The following is a 15228-nucleotide window of genomic DNA, read 5'->3' on the forward strand; positions in this document are numbered from 1 at the left end:
CGTCTTACGACGGCGGTGACTGGCCTCAAGCCGGTTTTCATGGCCAAACGGAATCAGGCGGCAATCACCCGCCGCGCCAGCCGCGACAGCGGCGCCTCGAGCCGCTGCTCCATCCAGTGCGGCAGGCTCAGTGGCTTCAGCAGCATGCGCACCGCCTGCTCGGCCGGCAGGCGGCTGCTGACCAACTGGTAGATGCGCTGGCTGATCGCCTCGAAGCTGGCTGCGCCCTCGGCGAACAGCGTGCCCCGGTGCGCCCAGACGTGACGCAGGGCGACGTCGGAATCGCTCTCGCGCAATTCCTGCAGGCGCGTGTAGAGCACCCGGGCGACGCGTGCGCGCGACACCGGTCGGGTGGCGCGCAACTGCCTGAAATAGGCCAGGAAATGCTTGAAATGCCCAACCTCGTCGGCGCGGATGTGGCCGAGCAGCCGGGTCAGCACCGGCTCCGGGCTGAGATCGCGCAAGGTCTGGTAATAGGTGGTGGTGCCGGTCTCGACCACGCAGCGCGCCACCATTTCCAGCGCGCGCTCGGGCTCCAGCGCCTCCAGGGTGCACAGGCCGGCGTACTCGGCGAAGAAGTCGTCGAACGCGGCCTGCCAGTCGAAGGTCGGCCAGGCGGCCCGTACATACAGCTCCAGCGCGCGGCCGTGCTGCAGTTCCTCACGCTCCCATTGTCCGCACAGCCAGGCGGCGACTTCCGGATGCCCGGCGCAGTGCTCGGCCAGGTTGCGCGTGTACATGTCCGAGCCGGTCTCGATGAACGAGGCGCTGGCCAGCAGATAGAACAGCTCTTCCCGCTGCGCGATCAGGCTGCGGTCGATCTCGCCGTAGGCGATGTCCTCCACGCGCCAGCGGCGGGTGTCGCGCCGGGGCGCGGCGGCGCCCGCCGCACCGGTGGCCGGCACGAAACCCAGTGCCCGGCCGCTTGAAACGCTTGTCATGGACCGATTCTAGGGGGCGACGAAGAACCGCCGTGCGCCGGCAGCTGCGCGCGTCAACACTGATAATCCGGCGCCATGAATCCCCTGCTGTCGCGCCTGCAAGCCTATCCTTTCGAGCGCTTGCGCCAGCTGTTCGAGGGCGTCACGCCGAATCCGGCTTACCGCCCGATCAGCCTGGGGATCGGCGAACCGCGCCACGCCACGCCGCGCTTCATCCAGGATGCGCTGGCCGACGACCTGGCCACCGGCCTGGCCGGCTACCCACCCACCGCCGGCTCGCCCGAACTGCGCGCGGCCTGCGCCGGCTGGCTGCGGCGGCGCTACGGCGTCCATGTCGATCCGGCCACCCAGGTGCTGCCGGTGCTGGGCTCGCGCGAGGCCCTGTTCGCGCTGGCGCAGACGGTGGTCGATCCGACACGGCCGGACGCCACCGTCACCTGCCCGAACCCCTTCTATCAGATCTACGAGGGCGCCACGCTGCTGGCCGGCGCCCAGCCGCACTACGTGCCGGTGGACGCGGCGCGCAACTTCGCGCCGCGCTGGGACCGGGTGCCGCCGGAAGTCTGGGCGCGCACGCAACTGGCCTACGTCTGCTCGCCCGGCAACCCGACCGGCGCGGTGATGCCGCTGGATGAATGGCAGCGGCTGTTCGAGCTGAGCGACCGGCACGGCTTCGTCATCGCCTCGGACGAGTGCTACAGCGAGATCCACTTCCGTGACGAGCCACCGCTGGGCGGGTTGGAGGCAGCCGCCAGGCTGAGCCGCAACGACTTCAGGCGCCTCGTCATGCTGACCAGCCTGTCGAAGCGCAGCAACGTGCCCGGCCTGCGCTCGGGCTTCGTCGCCGGCGATGCCGAGATCCTGAAGGCCTTCCTGCTCTACCGCACCTACCACGGCAGCGCCATGAGCCCGGTGGTGCAGGCCGCCAGCATCGCCGCCTGGGGCGACGAGGCGCACGTGGAGGACAACCGGCGCCAGTACCGCGAGAAGTTCGCCGCCGTCACGCCGCTGCTGGCGGAGGTGATGGACGTGCGCCTGCCCGATGCCGGGTTCTACCTCTGGGCCGGCGTGCCGGCGGCCTGGAACGGCAGCGACACCGGCTTCGCGCGCGAGCTGCTGGCTCAATACAATGTGACGGTCCTGCCAGGCAGCTACCTGGCGCGCGAAGCGGGCGGCGTCAATCCCGGCCAGGGCCGCGTGCGCATGGCGCTGGTGGCCGATGGCGCCGAGTGCGTCGAAGCCGCCGAGCGCATCGTCCAGTTCATCCGATCCAACACCCCGAGCACCCCATGAGCCAGCAACTGCAGCAGATCATCGACGATGCCTGGGACCAGCGCGCCCACCTGTCGCCGTCGAACGCGCTCAAGGACGTGACCGACGCGGTCGATCACGTGCTCGACGAGCTCGACGCCGGTCGGCTGCGCGTGGCCACGCGCGATGGCGTCGGCCAGTGGACGGTGCACCAGTGGGTCAAGAAGGCGGTGCTGCTGTCGTTCCGGCTGAAGGAGAACGAATCCATGCGCGCCGGCGACCTTGGCTTCGTCGACAAGGTGCCGACCAAGTTCGCCGACATGGACCCGGCCGCGCTGCGCGCCTCGGGCGTGCGCGTGGTGCCGCCGGCGGTGGCGCGGCGCGGCAGCCACATCGGCCGCGGCGTGGTGCTGATGCCCAGCTTCGTCAACATCGGCGCCTACGTCGGCGACGGCACCATGGTCGACACCTGGGCCACGGTGGGCTCGTGCGCGCAGGTCGGCCAGCACGTGCACCTGTCGGGCGGCGTCGGTCTCGGCGGCGTGCTGGAGCCGCTGCAGGCCAATCCGACCATCATCGAGGATAACTGCTTCATCGGCGCGCGCTCGGAGGTGGTCGAGGGCGTGATCGTGGAGGAGAACTCGGTGCTCGGCATGGGCGTGTACCTGGGCCAGAGCACGCCGATCTTCAACCGCGACACCGGCGAGATCAGCTACGGCCGCGTGCCGGCGGGCAGCGTGGTGGTCAGCGGCAGCCTGCCCAAGCAGGCCGCCCATGGCCAGCCCTACAGTCTGTACTGCGCCGTGATCGTGAAGACGGTGGACGCGCAGACCCGCTCCAAGACCAGCATCAACGACCTGCTGCGGCCCTGAGCCGCCCCGACGCAGCCGAGGAGAGCGACCATGCCGAGCACAGCCCAAGCCCCGAAGCTGGAACGCGTGCTGCGGCTGATGGTGGAGCAGCAGGCCTCGGACGTGTTCCTGTCGGCGCACGCGCCGGTCACGCTCAAGATCAACGGCCTCAGCGTGCCGGCCAACCAGCAGCCGCTGCCGGCCGAGGGGCCGCTGACGCTGCTGACCGACCTGGTGCCGCCCGAGCGGATCGCGGAGCTCGAGTCGACCGGCGAGCTGAACATGGCGATCGCGGTCCCGGAGCTGGGCAACTTCCGGCTGTCGGCGATGCGCCAGCGCGGCAGCTACGCAGCAGTGATCCGCTATGTCCCGTTTCGGATTCCGCCACTGGAGTCGCTCAACCTGCCGCCCATCCTGAGCCAGTTGGTGCTGGAAAAGCGCGGCCTGATCCTGGTCGTCGGTGCCTCGGGCGCCGGCAAGTCGACCACCCTGGCGGCCATGCTGGACCACCGCAACCGGCACCTGACCGGGCACATCCTGACCATCGAGGACCCGATCGAGTACCTGTTCAGCAACCAGCGCTCGGTCATCAACCAGCGCGAGGTCGGCGCCGACACCGCGAGCTTTCACGTCGGCCTGAGAAACGGGCTGCGCCAGGCGCCCGACGTCATCATGATCGGCGAGCTGCGCGATCGCGAAACGGTTTCGGCGGCGCTCGCCTACGCCCACAGCGGCCACTTGTGCCTGGCCACGCTGCACGCCAGCAACAGCCACCAGGCGCTGCACCGCCTGGTCAACTTCTTTCCCCCGGAAGTGCGCCCGGCGCTGCTGGGCGACCTGGCTGGCGCGCTCAAGGCGGTGATCTCGCAGCGCCTGCTGCGCACCGTGCATGGCGGGCTGATGCCCGCGGTCGAGGTGCTGCGCAACACGCAGCTGGTGACCGAACTGATCGAGCAAGGCGACTTCCTCGGCGTCAAGCAGGCCATGGACAGCACCCTGGCCGAGGGTTCGCAGACTTTCGAGCAGGACCTGGCACGCCTGATCGCCAGCGGCCACATCGAGCGCCAGGAAGGCATGCTGCACGCCGACTCGCCGACCAACCTGCTGTGGCGGATGAAGAACGAGCGCCCGCCGGTATCCGGGCCGGCGCAGCGACCGACGGCCTCGCATGGCGGCCAGCCGGCTTCGTTCAGCGACATCCGGCTGGACGCGCTGCCGGCCGACTGGCCAGCGGACACGGAAACCACGCGCTGGCGCGATGCAGCGCCCTGAACGCCGAAGAACGAATTGACCCCGTCCCATCATCACGAACCCCGCTCCGTGCCTTCCGCCACCCGCCAGCTCGCCGAAGCCCTGATCGCCCGCCCCTCCGTCACGCCACAGGACGCCGGCTGCATCGAACTGATCCGGCAAAGGCTGGCGCCGCTGGGCTTCCGGAGTGAAGTCATCGACAGCGGCCCCGAGCACTTGCGCGTGCGCAACCTGTGGACCAAGCGGACGTCAGCGCGCGCCGGCGCCCGCGCGCTGGTGTTCGCCGGTCACACCGACGTGGTGCCGCCCGGCCCGCTGGAGCACTGGAGCAGCGACCCGTTCACGCCGACCGAGCGCGACGGCCGGCTGTACGGGCGCGGCGCCAGCGACATGAAGACCTCGATCGCCGCCTTCGTGGTGGCGGTCGAGCAGTTCGTGGCCGCGCAGCCTGACGCGCCGCTGGACATCGCCCTGCTGCTCACCAGCGACGAGGAGGGCCCGGCGGTCGACGGCACCGCGGTGGTGTGCGAGCGGCTGCAGGCGCGCGGCGAGCGGCTCGACTGGTGCATCGTCGGCGAACCGACCTCGGTGCAGCGCACCGGCGACATGATCAAGAACGGCCGCCGCGGCACGCTGTCAGGGCGGCTCACCGTGCGCGGCATCCAGGGCCATATTGCCTATCCGCAGCTGGCCAGGAACCCGATCCACCAGCTGGCGCCGGCGCTGGCCGAACTGGTGGCGATCGAATGGGACGCCGGCAACGCCTTCTTCCAGCCGACCAGCTGGCAAGTCAGCAACATCCACGGCGGCACCGGCGCCGGCAACATCATCCCGGGCCAGGTGGTGGTCGACTTCAACTTCCGCTTCTGCACCGAATCGACGTCCGAATCGCTGCAGGCGCGCCTCGAGGCGGTGCTGCAAAGGCACGGCCTCGACTGCGAGCTGGTCTGGACCCTGGGCGGTCTGCCCTTTCTCACCGAACCAGGCGACCTGGTCGCCGCCGTGCAGGCCGCGATCCGCGCCGAGACCGGCCTGGAGCCCGAGCTGTCCACCACCGGCGGCACCAGCGACGGCCGCTTCATCGCCCGCATCTGCCCGCAGGTGGTCGAGTTCGGCCCGCCCAACGCCAGCATCCACAAGATCGACGAACACATCCTGCTGGCCGACATCGAACCGCTGACCGCCATCTACCGCCGCCTGCTGGAAAACCTGGCGGCGCTGCCGTGACCCTGCTCGAACTGGTGCAGGACGTGGCGCGGCAGCTCGATGCCGCCGGGCTCAGCTTTGGCCACGGCACCATCAACGCCGATGACGAAGCGGCCTGGCTGGTATTGCACGCGCTCGGGTTGCCGCTGGATACCGATCTGCTCGAAGATGCCGTATCCAGCCAGGCCGTCACGGCGGCGCAGCAGGCGCCGGTGGCCGCGCTGCTGCGCGCGCGCATCGACACCCGCCGGCCGCTGGCCTACCTGACGCGCGAAGCCTGGCTGCAAGGCCTGCGCTTCCACGTCGACGAGCGCGCCATCGTGCCGCGCAGCCTGATTGCCGAAGTGATCGCCGATGGCGGCATCGACCCGTGGCTGGGAGAGCTCACTGCCAGCGTGCTCGACCTGTGCACCGGCAACGGCAGCCTCGCCGTGCTCGCCGCGCTGGCCTGGCCCGAGGCGCGAGTCGACGCCGCCGACCTCAGCGCCGACGCGCTGGCGGTGGCCCGCATCAACGTCGACCGGCACGGCCTGCAAGAGCGCATCACGCTGATTGAAAGCGATGGCCTGGCACGCTGCCCCGGCCCTTACGAACTAATCCTGTGCAACCCGCCCTACGTCAACGCTGCCAGCATGGCCGCGCTGCCGCCCGAGTACCGCGCCGAACCCGCGCTGGCGCTGGCCGGCGGCGAGGATGGCATGGACTTCGTGCGCGCGCTGCTGCGGGATGTGCCTGCGTGCATGGCCGGGCACGGCGTGCTGGTGCTGGAGATCGGCCACGAGCGCGCGCATTTCGAAGCCGCCTTTCCACACCTGAACCCGGTGTGGCTGGACACCAGCGCCGGCGGCGACCAGGTGCTGCTGCTCACGCGGGAGATGCTCATCCCATGATCCAACTCCAGAATGTGGCGCTGCGCCGCGGCGCCAAGCTGCTGCTCGACGGCGCCAGCGTCACCATCCACCCGGGCGAGAAGGTCGGCCTGGTGGGCCGCAACGGCGCCGGCAAGTCGACCCTGTTCGCGCTGCTGAGTGGCGCCCTGCACGAGGACGGCGGCGACTTCAGCCTGCCGGCTGGCTGGCGCATCGCCCAGGTGGCACAGCACATGCCGGAAACCGCTGAAGCGGCGACCGAGTTCGTGCTTGCCGGCGACGAGCGCCTGACGACGCTGCACGAGCAGCTGCGGCGGGCCGAGCAGGCCGGCAACGGGCTGGCCATCGCCCAGGCCCACAGCGATCTGGCGGACGCCGGCGCGCACGATGCGCGCGCACGTGCCGAGGCGCTGATCCTCGGCCTGGGTTTCCAGGTCGGGCAACTCAGGCAGCCGGTCAACAGCTTCTCCGGCGGCTGGCGCATGCGCCTGCAGCTGGCGCGCGCATTGATGGCACCCAGCGATCTGCTGCTGCTGGACGAGCCGACTAACCACCTCGACCTTGACGCGCTGGTCTGGCTGGAAGGCTGGCTGACGCGCTACGCCGGCACGCTGATCGTGATCAGCCACGACCGCGATTTTCTCGACGCGGTGACGCGCGTCACGCTGCACATCGAAGCCGGCCGGTTGAACCGCTACGGCGGCAACTACAGCGCCTTCGAGGAACTGCGCGCACAGCAGCTGGCGCTGCAGCAGGCCGCCTACGCGCGGCAGCAGGACAAGATCGCGCACCTGCAGAAATTCATCGACCGCTTCAAGGCCAAGGCGACCAAGGCACGGCAGGCGCAAAGCCGGGTCAAGGCACTGGAACGCATGGAGCGCGTCGCGCCGGTGCTGATGGACGCCGAGTTCCAGTTCGAGTTCAGACAGCCCGACAGCCTGCCCGATCCGATGCTGGCCATCAGCGACGCGGCGTTCGGCTACCGGCTGCCGGGCGGCAGCGAAAAGACGATCCTGTGCGGCGTGCAACGCACGGTGCGGGCAGGCCAGCGCATCGGCATCCTGGGCGCCAACGGCCAGGGCAAGTCGACCTTCGTCAAGACCGTGGCGCGCACGCTACCGCTGCTGTCGGGCAGGCTGACCGAGGGCAAGGGCCTGACGATCGGCTACTTCGCGCAGCAGGAGCTCGACGTGCTGCACGAGGCCAGCACACCGCTGGAGCACATGGTGCGGCTGGCGCGCGACACGGGGCGGGAGAACAGCGAGGAGGCACGCGAGCAGCAGCTGCGCAACTTCCTCGGCAGCTTCAACTTCCCCGGCGCGATGGTGTCGCAGCCGGTGGGCCAGTTCTCGGGTGGCGAGAAGGCGCGCCTGGTGCTGGCGATGATCGTCTGGCAGCGCCCCAACCTGCTGCTGCTCGACGAGCCGACCAACCACCTGGACCTGGCCACGCGCGAGGCGCTGGCGCTGGCGCTGAACGCGTACGAAGGCACGATGCTGCTGGTCAGCCACGACCGCGCCCTGCTGCGCAGCGTCTGCGACGAGCTGTGGCTGGTGGCGCGCGGCCAGGTGAGCGACTTCGACGGCGACCTGCAGGACTACCAGCGCTACCTGATGGACGAGGCGCGGCGGCGGCGCGAGCAGGCGGCTGCCGCGGCCGAACCCGCGCCGGCCGGTCCAGCCGAGGCCGAAGCGGCGGCACCGACTGCGCTCAACCCGGCCGAGCAGCGCCGGATCGACGCCCGACGGCGCCAGCAAGTGGCCGAGCAGACCCAGCCGCTGAGGCGCGCGCTGGCGCAGGCCGAGCAGCGCATGCAGGCGCTGGGCACGGAGCAGGCCGAGCTGGAACAAGGCCTGGCGACGCCGCTGCCGGCGACCGAGATCGCCGCCGCCGGTCGCCGGCTGAAGGCGCTCGGGGACGAGTTGGCAGCGCTGGAGGACGAGTGGTTGCGGCTGTCGGGCGAGATCGAGGCGATCGAGCAGGCGGCCGCGCCGGCCTGAGGGCACCCGAGCTGTAATTTGCCCGTAGCCGGCCCTGTAGGCCAATGCCGCAATTTGGCCAACCGTCACGCCAGCGACCGCTTCCGCGGTTAAAGTGCCCGCTGTCGTTCACCACCTCCGCGACCGAAGGAGCAATTCCATGGGCATCATCGTCACCATCATCGTCGGCTTCATCGTGGGCCTGATCGCGCGCGCCGTCATGCCGGGCAACCAGAGCATGGGCCTCATCATGACCACCATCCTGGGCATCGTCGGCGCCCTGCTGGCCGGCTATGGCGGCGCCGCGCTGGGCCTGTACGGCCCCGGCACCGCGCCCGGCTGGATCGCCTCAGTGATCGGCGCCATCATCGTGCTGTGGATCTACGGCATGGTCACCAAGAAGCGCTGATAAAGGCAGTCCGGCACGCACGCAGCATGGCCAAGGACAAGCCCGAAGACGCGCTGGAGCTGGCGCGCGGGCACGCGCTGCTGGAGCAGGCGGTGCGGCGCAGCCGCCGCATGCTGCGCAAGCGCGCGCTGGCCGCTGGCGTGGCCGGCGCGGTGCCGCTGCCAGGCCTGGACTGGGCTGCCGACGCCGCCATGCTGACGCAGCTGCTGCCCCGGATCAACGCCGAGTTCGGGCTGGCGCCGCACCAGATCGCCAAGCTGAACGCACGCGAGAAGGAGCGCGTGCAGAAGGCCATCGGCATGATCGGCTCGGTGCTGGCCGGGCGCGCTGTCACGAAGACCCTGGTGCTGCGCTTCGCGCGCAGTCTGGGCATGCGCCTGACCACCGCGCAGGTCGCGCGCTACGTGCCGATCGCCGGCCAGCTGGTGTCGGGCGCGCTCGGCTACGCGGCGCTGCAGTACCTGGGCGAGCAGCACATCCGCGACTGCGTGCGCGTGGTGCTGGCGGCGCCGCTGGCCCTGCCGGCGCCCGAACCGGCAGCCGGGACGCCGGTGGCGCAGGATGGCGCCACGATGAGCGCGCGGCCGGGGCTGTAGCGGCCAAGCGCAAGGCCTGAGAAACGAGAAACGCACGCCAAGGCGTGCGTTTCGTCCTGTCCGCCTATTGGCGCCTACTGTTTCTTTTCCAGGCCCTCGAACCAGCGCGCCACCATCGCACGCTCGGTCTCGGTCATCTGGGTCGAGTTGGACAGCGGCATGATCTTGCTCACCACCACCTGCTGGTAGATCAGCGGCGCGGCCTGGGTCACCAGTTCGTGCGAATCCAGGCGCAGGTTCTTCATCTGCACCGCCTCGCCGTGGCAGGAGTAGCAGCGCTGCTCGATCACCGGCTTGATCTCGGCGTAGCCCACCACCTCCGGCAGTGCCGCCACCGGCGCAGCCGGTGCCGGGCGCAGCCAGGCGACCATGGCCAGCAGCACCAGCACGCCGGCCGCCGCATACGGCCACGGATGGCCGGCACGCCCGAGGTGCCAGCTGTGGCGCTGCACGAAGAACTGGCGGATCAGCGCACCGGCCAGCATCAGAAGGAACAGCACCAGCCAGCGCTGCGGATGACTGTAGAAGAAGCTGTAGTGGTTGCTGATCATGGCGATCAGCACCGGCAGCGTGAAGTAGGTGTTGTGCACGCTGCGCTGCTTGCCGCGCTTGCCGTGCACGGCCAGCGCGCCGGCGTCGTAGGGCTTGCCGCTGGTCATCGCCGCCACCACCTTGCGCTGGCCCGGGATGATCCAGAAGAACACGTTGGCGCTCATCGCGGTGGCCAGCATGGCACCCACGATCAGGAAGGCGGCGCGGCCCGAGAACAGCTCGGTCGCGAGCCAGCACGACAGCGCCACCACCACCAGCAGCAGGGCCGCAACGACGCGGTCGCCATTCTTGCGGAAGCCGAACACGCGGCAGATCGCGTCATAAATGAACCAGAACGCCACCAGGAAGCCGACCGCGGTCACACCAGCCGCCGTCGGCGACCAGTCGAATACCTGCTTGTCGACCAGGAAGGCGCTGGCGTTCCACAGGTACAGCACCGAGAACAGCGCGAAACCCGAGAGCCAGGTGGCGTAGCTTTCCCAGTAGAACCAGTGCAGCTTGCTGTCGATGCCACCCTTGGGCGCCACCATGTACTTCTGCGCATGGTAGAAACCACCGCCGTGCACGGACCAGATGGCGCCATCGACGCCCTTGGCCTTGAGGTCCTCGGCGGTCGGCGCCAGCAGGCTGCTGTCGAGAAAGACGAAGTAGAACGAGGACCCGATCCACGCGATCGCCGTGATCACGTGCAGCCAGCGCAGCAGCAGGTTGGCCCAGTCCAGCAGATATGCTTCCATTGGTGAATACCTTTCATCCGGCCCGCCACCGCGGGCGCTGCGAGCCGTTCGAAAGTGATCGCGCATCAGGCACCGTCCGGTGATGGACGCTGCCGTTGGGCACCGCTGCGATCTGCGTAAAGTGTATACAAAACTGTTCGCAATCGACCTAGGGTAAATACGGATATGGTGATATCGCGCAACAGATATCGGCCTGATCCGCAGGTGCAGGAGCGCGCAGCGGCGAAATGATGGAAAATGGCGGGTTTTCCAGCTCACCATCACCGCCTGTCGGCAGGCAAAAGGAATTCATCATGGGCAACAAGATCGTCACCGAAGCCATGCGCAAGGCCACGCCGCCGCTGCCGGGCGCGCCGCGCCTGAAGCAGGGCGCCGGCCAGAAGAGCAGCCTGGAGCGTGGCACCCACACGCGCAGCAAGAAGAACCCGGGCAAGCGTCCGCACCAGGGCTGACGCGCGCACCGCAGTCACGAAAACGGCGCCCGAGGGCGCCGTTTTTCTGTGCCTTCAGGCACCGTGGCCATCGAGCCACTACAGGCTGCACCGGCCACGCCAGTTGCGCCGGCATGCCAGCCTGCGCACCCGGCAAGCACCGTCCGGCACCTTCGCACCGGTCGCGTGCGCCGGTCTTCGTTCCTATCTGAATGCCTGTCTACGGCAACAGGCCACGCACCGCGTCAGGACCCGCGGTAGGTCGAATAGCTCCACGGGCTCGCCAGCAGCGGCACGTGGTAGTGCTGATCGGTGTGCGCGACACCGAAGTCCAGGTGCACCACGTCCAGGAACGGCGGCTCGGGCAGTTCCACGCCGCGGGCACGGAAATACGCCGCCACCTCGAAGCTGAGCCGATACGTGCCGGCGCGCAGGCTGTCGTTGTCGTACAGCTGCCCGTCCGGGTTGCGGCCGTCGCTGTTGAGCGTGAAGCGCTTGACCAGCTTGACGGCGTCGCCGTGGGTCTCGTAAAGCGTCACCTGCATGCCGGCCGCCGGGCTGCCGTGCATGGTGTCGAGGACGTGCGTGCTCAGGCCCATGGAAATCTCCTTCTCAGAATTGTGGACAAAAGTGTATACACTTTAGCAGAATCGGACTATCATGACGGACATGGAAAGCTCGAACACCGGTCTGATCGTGCAGGCGCTGACGCATGCCATCGTCGAGCACCGCCTGCTGCCCGGTGCCAAGCTGGCCGAGCAGAAGCTGGCCGATCACTTCCGGGTCTCGCGCACCCTGGTGCGCCAGGCGCTGTACCAGTTGTCGCAAAAACGCCTGATCACGCTGGAGCCGGCGCGCGGCGCCTTCGTCGCCAGCCCCTCGGCCGACGAGGCGCGCCAGGTGTTCAGCGTGCGCCGCATGCTGGAGCTCGAGATGACGCGCGCCTTCGTGCGCGAGGCCAGCGACGCCGACATCGACGCGCTGCGCGAGCACGTGGCGCGCGAGCAGGCCGCGGTGAAAGGCGACGACGTCGAGGGACGCACCGAGCTGCTGAGCCACTTCCATGTGCGCATGGCCGAACTGCTGGGCAACCAGGTACTTGCCGAGGTGCTGCGCGACCTGCTGGCGCGCTGCGCGATCGCGACGCTGATGTACCAGAGCAGCCACGCGGCGCACCACTCGTCGGACGAGCACGCCGAACTGGTCGCGTGCTTCGCCGAGCGCAACGTGGCCAGGGCCGTCAAGCTCATGAAGGAGCACCTCGACCACGTCGAGCAGGGCCTGAACCTGGACCGCCCGGTGCCGACCCACGATCTCGGTACGGCACTGGCAGCTGCCTGACGCCGTGCCGCCTCTCATTCGGACCTCACCATGAAGATCTACGACAGCACCGCCCCCTATCCCCGCGACCTGGTCGGCTACGGCCGCGACGTGCCGCACGCGCGCTGGCCGGGCGGCGCCCGCATCGCGGTGCAGTTCGTGCTCAACGTCGAGGAAGGCGGCGAGAACCACGTGCTGCACGGCGACGCCGGCAGCGAGCAGTTCCTCAGCGAGCTGTTCAACGCCGCTGCCTACCCGGCGCGCCACATGAGCATGGACGGCATCTACGAGTACGGCGCGCGCGCCGGCCTGTGGCGCGTGCTGCGCGAGTTCGAGGCACGCGGCTGGCCGCTCACGATGTTCGGCGTCGCCACCGCGCTCGAGCGCAACCCCGACGTGGTCCAGGTGTTCCAGCAGCGCGGCGACGAGATCGCCTGCCACGGACTGAAGTGGATCCACTACCAGAACATGGACGAGGCCACCGAGCGCGCCCACATGGCCGAGGCGCTGGCCATCATGGAGCGCCTGCTGGGCGAGCGCCCGCTCGGCTGGTACACCGGCCGCGACAGCCCCAACACGCGCCGCCTGGTGGTCGACGACGGTCGCCTGCTCTACGACAGCGACTACTACGGCGACGACCTGCCGCTGTGGATGAAGGTGCGGCGCAGCGACGGCAGCGTGGTGCCGCACCTGGTGGTGCCCTACACGCTGGACTGCAACGACATGCGCTTCGCGCTGCCGCAGGGCTACAGCCACGCGGAGCCGTTCTTCCAGTACATGAAGGACAGCTTCGATGCGCTGTATGCCGAGGGCGACCCGACCGGCCTGGACCGGCCCAAGATGCTGAGCATCGGCATGCACAGCCGGCTGCTCGGGCGGCCCGGCCGCATCACGGCGCTGCAGCGCTTCCTCGACCACGTCGCGGCGCACCAGGATGTGTGGGTGTGCCGCCGCATCGACATCGCGCGCCACTGGATCGCGACCCACCCGTATCAGGACTGAATACCACTTACCAATGGCCTACACACTCGACCAACTCAACACCGCGGCGCCGGCCGAAGCCGAGCAGATGCTCGACGGCCTGTACGAGCACACGCCCTGGATCGCCGCCGAGGCGCTGAAGCAGCGGCCGTTCAAGTCGCTGGCGCAGCTCAAGCACGCGCTGACCGAGGTGCTGGCGCGCGCCGGCAAGGAGCCGCAGCTGGCGCTGATCCGCGCCCACCCGGAGCTGGCCGGCAAGGCCATGGTGGCCAAGACCCTGACGGCGGAATCGACCAACGAGCAGGGCAAGGCCGGCCTGACCGACTGCACGCCGGAGGAATTCGCCCGCATCCAGCAGCTCAACGCCGACTACAACGACAAGTTCGGTTTTCCCTTCATCCTGGCGGTGCGCGGTCCGCGCGGCAGCGGCCTGGCCAAAGCGCAGATCATCGAGACCTTCGCGCGCCGGCTGCACAACCACCCCGACTTCGAGCTGGCCGAGGCGCTGCGCAACATCCACCGCATCGCCGAGATCCGCCTGGCCGACAAGTTCGGCGCCGAGCCCGAACTGGGCAACCAGGTCTGGGACTGGCACGAAGCGCTGGCACAGCACAGCGATCCCGGCTTTGCCGAAGCCGGCCAGCTCACCGTCACCTACCTGACCGACGCGCACCGCGCCTGCGCCGAGCAGATCAGCCGCAACATGCGCGCAGCCGGCTTTGACGAGGTCGGCATCGATGCGGTCGGCAACGTGGTCGGGCGCTACCTCAGCGCCGACGAGGCGGCCGGCCGCGGCCAGTCGAAGACGCTGCTGACCGGCAGCCACTACGACACCGTGCGCAACGGCGGCAAGTACGACGGCCGCCTGGGCATCTTCGTGCCCATCATGTGCGTGCAGGAACTGGCGCGCAGCGGCATCCGTCTGCCCTACAACTTCGAGGTCGTCGGCTTCGCGGAAGAAGAGGGCCAGCGCTACAAGGCCACCTTCCTCGGCTCGGGCGCGCTGATCGGCGACTTCCAGCGCGAGTGGCTGGAACAACAGGACGCCGACGGCATCACCATGCGCGAGGCCATGCAGCACGCCGGCCTGCGCGTCGAGGACATCGCCGCCATCAAGCGCGACCCGGCGCAGTACCTGGGCTTCATCGAGGTGCACATCGAGCAGGGCCCGGTGCTGAACGAGCTGGGCTTGCCGCTCGGCGTGGTCAGCTCGATCAACGGCAGCATGCGCTTCATCGGCGAATTCATCGGCCAGGCCAGCCACGCCGGCACCACGCCGATGGACCGCCGGCGCGACGCCGCCTGCGCGGCCGCCGAACTGGCGCTCTACCTCGAGCAGCGCGCGGCACAGGATGGCGACTCGGTGGCCACGATCGGCATGCTGGGCGTGCCCAACGGCTCGATCAACGTGGTACCGGGGCGCTGCGGCTTCAGCCTCGATCTGCGCGCACCCAACGACGCCCAGCGTGATGCGCTGGCGGCCGACGTGCTGGAGCAGCTGCAGCAGATCGCCGCCCGGCGCGGCGTGCGCTACACCCTGGAGGAAACCATGCGCGCCAGCGCCGCGCCCAGCGCGCCGGCCTGGCAGCAACGCTGGGAAGCCGCGGTCGAATCACTCGGCCTGCCGGTGTTCCGCATGCCCAGCGGGGCCGGCCACGACGCCATGAAGCTGCACGAGGTGATGCCGCAGGCCATGCTGTTCGTGCGCGGCGAGAACGCCGGCATCAGCCACAACCCGCTCGAATCGACCAACGCCGAAGACATGGAGCTCGCCGTGCGCGCCATGCAGCACCTCCTGCACGGGCTCGCGGGCTGAGCGCCGCGCGCCTTTGCCCTGCCCCTTTCTCTCTGGAC

15 protein-coding genes are annotated in these 15228 nt (G+C 69.3%); 12 read left to right on the forward strand and 3 right to left on the reverse strand.

Annotated features, from left to right (window positions below; genetic code table 11):
* Positions 1-53: 53 nt before the first annotated feature.
* A complete protein-coding gene (locus PK606_RS01385; RefSeq protein ID WP_324559781.1) occupies positions 54-941 on the reverse strand; it encodes a ferritin-like domain-containing protein in 888 nt (295 codons plus the stop codon).
* A gap of 75 nt (positions 942-1016) precedes the next feature.
* Here PK606_RS01385 and dapC point away from each other — a divergent pair, with 75 nt between their 5' ends.
* The 8 genes from dapC (at position 1017) to PK606_RS01425 (ending at position 9353) form a co-directional block, all read left to right on the forward strand.
* Positions 1017-2234, forward strand: coding sequence for a succinyldiaminopimelate transaminase (dapC, locus tag PK606_RS01390; RefSeq protein ID WP_324559783.1), 1218 nt, complete (start codon positions 1017-1019; stop codon positions 2232-2234).
* A complete protein-coding gene (dapD, locus tag PK606_RS01395; RefSeq protein WP_324559785.1) occupies positions 2231-3064 on the forward strand; it encodes a 2,3,4,5-tetrahydropyridine-2,6-dicarboxylate N-succinyltransferase in 834 nt (277 codons plus the stop codon). The genes dapC and dapD overlap by 4 nt, the downstream gene beginning before the upstream one ends.
* A 30-nt stretch (positions 3065-3094) precedes the next feature.
* Positions 3095-4315 (forward strand): PilT/PilU family type 4a pilus ATPase, encoded by a 1221-nt coding sequence (locus tag PK606_RS01400; RefSeq protein WP_324559787.1) that lies wholly within the window; start codon positions 3095-3097, stop codon positions 4313-4315.
* Positions 4316-4363: 48 nt separating this feature from the next.
* A complete protein-coding gene (dapE, locus tag PK606_RS01405; RefSeq protein WP_324559789.1) occupies positions 4364-5521 on the forward strand; it encodes a succinyl-diaminopimelate desuccinylase in 1158 nt (385 codons plus the stop codon).
* Positions 5518-6390 (forward strand): 50S ribosomal protein L3 N(5)-glutamine methyltransferase, encoded by an 873-nt coding sequence (gene prmB / locus PK606_RS01410; protein ID WP_324559792.1) that lies wholly within the window; start codon positions 5518-5520, stop codon positions 6388-6390. The genes dapE and prmB overlap by 4 nt, the downstream gene beginning before the upstream one ends.
* Positions 6387-8369 carry an ABC-F family ATP-binding cassette domain-containing protein gene (locus PK606_RS01415; RefSeq protein WP_324559794.1) on the forward strand — a complete coding sequence of 661 codons (1983 nt, stop codon included), beginning with the start codon at positions 6387-6389 and terminating at the stop codon, positions 8367-8369. Before prmB ends, PK606_RS01415 begins: the two co-directional genes overlap by 4 nt.
* Before the next feature lie 139 nt (positions 8370-8508).
* Positions 8509-8757 carry a GlsB/YeaQ/YmgE family stress response membrane protein gene (locus tag PK606_RS01420; protein WP_324559796.1) on the forward strand — a complete coding sequence of 83 codons (249 nt, stop codon included), beginning with the start codon at positions 8509-8511 and terminating at the stop codon, positions 8755-8757.
* A gap of 26 nt (positions 8758-8783) precedes the next feature.
* Positions 8784-9353 carry a hypothetical protein gene (locus tag PK606_RS01425; RefSeq protein ID WP_324559798.1) on the forward strand — a complete coding sequence of 190 codons (570 nt, stop codon included), beginning with the start codon at positions 8784-8786 and terminating at the stop codon, positions 9351-9353.
* A gap of 74 nt (positions 9354-9427) precedes the next feature.
* Here the strand turns inward: PK606_RS01425 and PK606_RS01430 are convergent, their stop codons facing one another.
* Positions 9428-10642, reverse strand: a complete 1215-nt coding sequence (locus tag PK606_RS01430) for a urate hydroxylase PuuD (RefSeq protein ID WP_324559800.1) — start codon at positions 10640-10642, stop codon at positions 9428-9430.
* A 293-nt stretch (positions 10643-10935) separates the two neighbouring features.
* On the opposite strand from PK606_RS01430, the gene PK606_RS01435 reads away from it, so the two are divergent.
* Complete coding sequence (locus PK606_RS01435; RefSeq protein ID WP_324559802.1) at positions 10936-11094, forward strand: hypothetical protein; 159 nt, start codon at positions 10936-10938, stop codon at positions 11092-11094.
* A gap of 224 nt (positions 11095-11318) precedes the next feature.
* Here the strand turns inward: PK606_RS01435 and uraH are convergent, their stop codons facing one another.
* A complete protein-coding gene (gene uraH / locus PK606_RS01440; protein WP_324559804.1) occupies positions 11319-11672 on the reverse strand; it encodes a hydroxyisourate hydrolase in 354 nt (117 codons plus the stop codon).
* 61 nt (positions 11673-11733) lie between these two features.
* Between uraH and PK606_RS01445 the strand changes: the two genes are divergently transcribed.
* Genes PK606_RS01445 through uraD form a run of 3 tightly spaced genes read left to right on the forward strand, consistent with a single transcriptional unit; the run spans position 11734 to position 15190 of the window.
* Entirely contained in the window at positions 11734-12414 is a 681-nt protein-coding gene (locus tag PK606_RS01445; protein WP_502920767.1) for a GntR family transcriptional regulator, read from the forward strand.
* Between the two features lie 30 nt (positions 12415-12444).
* Positions 12445-13395, forward strand: a complete 951-nt coding sequence (gene puuE, locus PK606_RS01450) for an allantoinase PuuE (protein WP_324559808.1) — start codon at positions 12445-12447, stop codon at positions 13393-13395.
* A gap of 13 nt (positions 13396-13408) precedes the next feature.
* Positions 13409-15190: a 2-oxo-4-hydroxy-4-carboxy-5-ureidoimidazoline decarboxylase gene (gene uraD, locus PK606_RS01455; RefSeq protein WP_324559810.1), complete on the forward strand. Its 1782-nt coding sequence runs from the start codon at positions 13409-13411 to the stop codon at positions 15188-15190.
* The last annotated feature ends 38 nt before the right edge of the window (positions 15191-15228 follow it).

The sequence above is a fragment of the Ottowia sp. genome (assembly GCF_035444425.1).
GTDB lineage: Bacteria > Pseudomonadota > Gammaproteobacteria > Burkholderiales > Burkholderiaceae_C > Ottowia.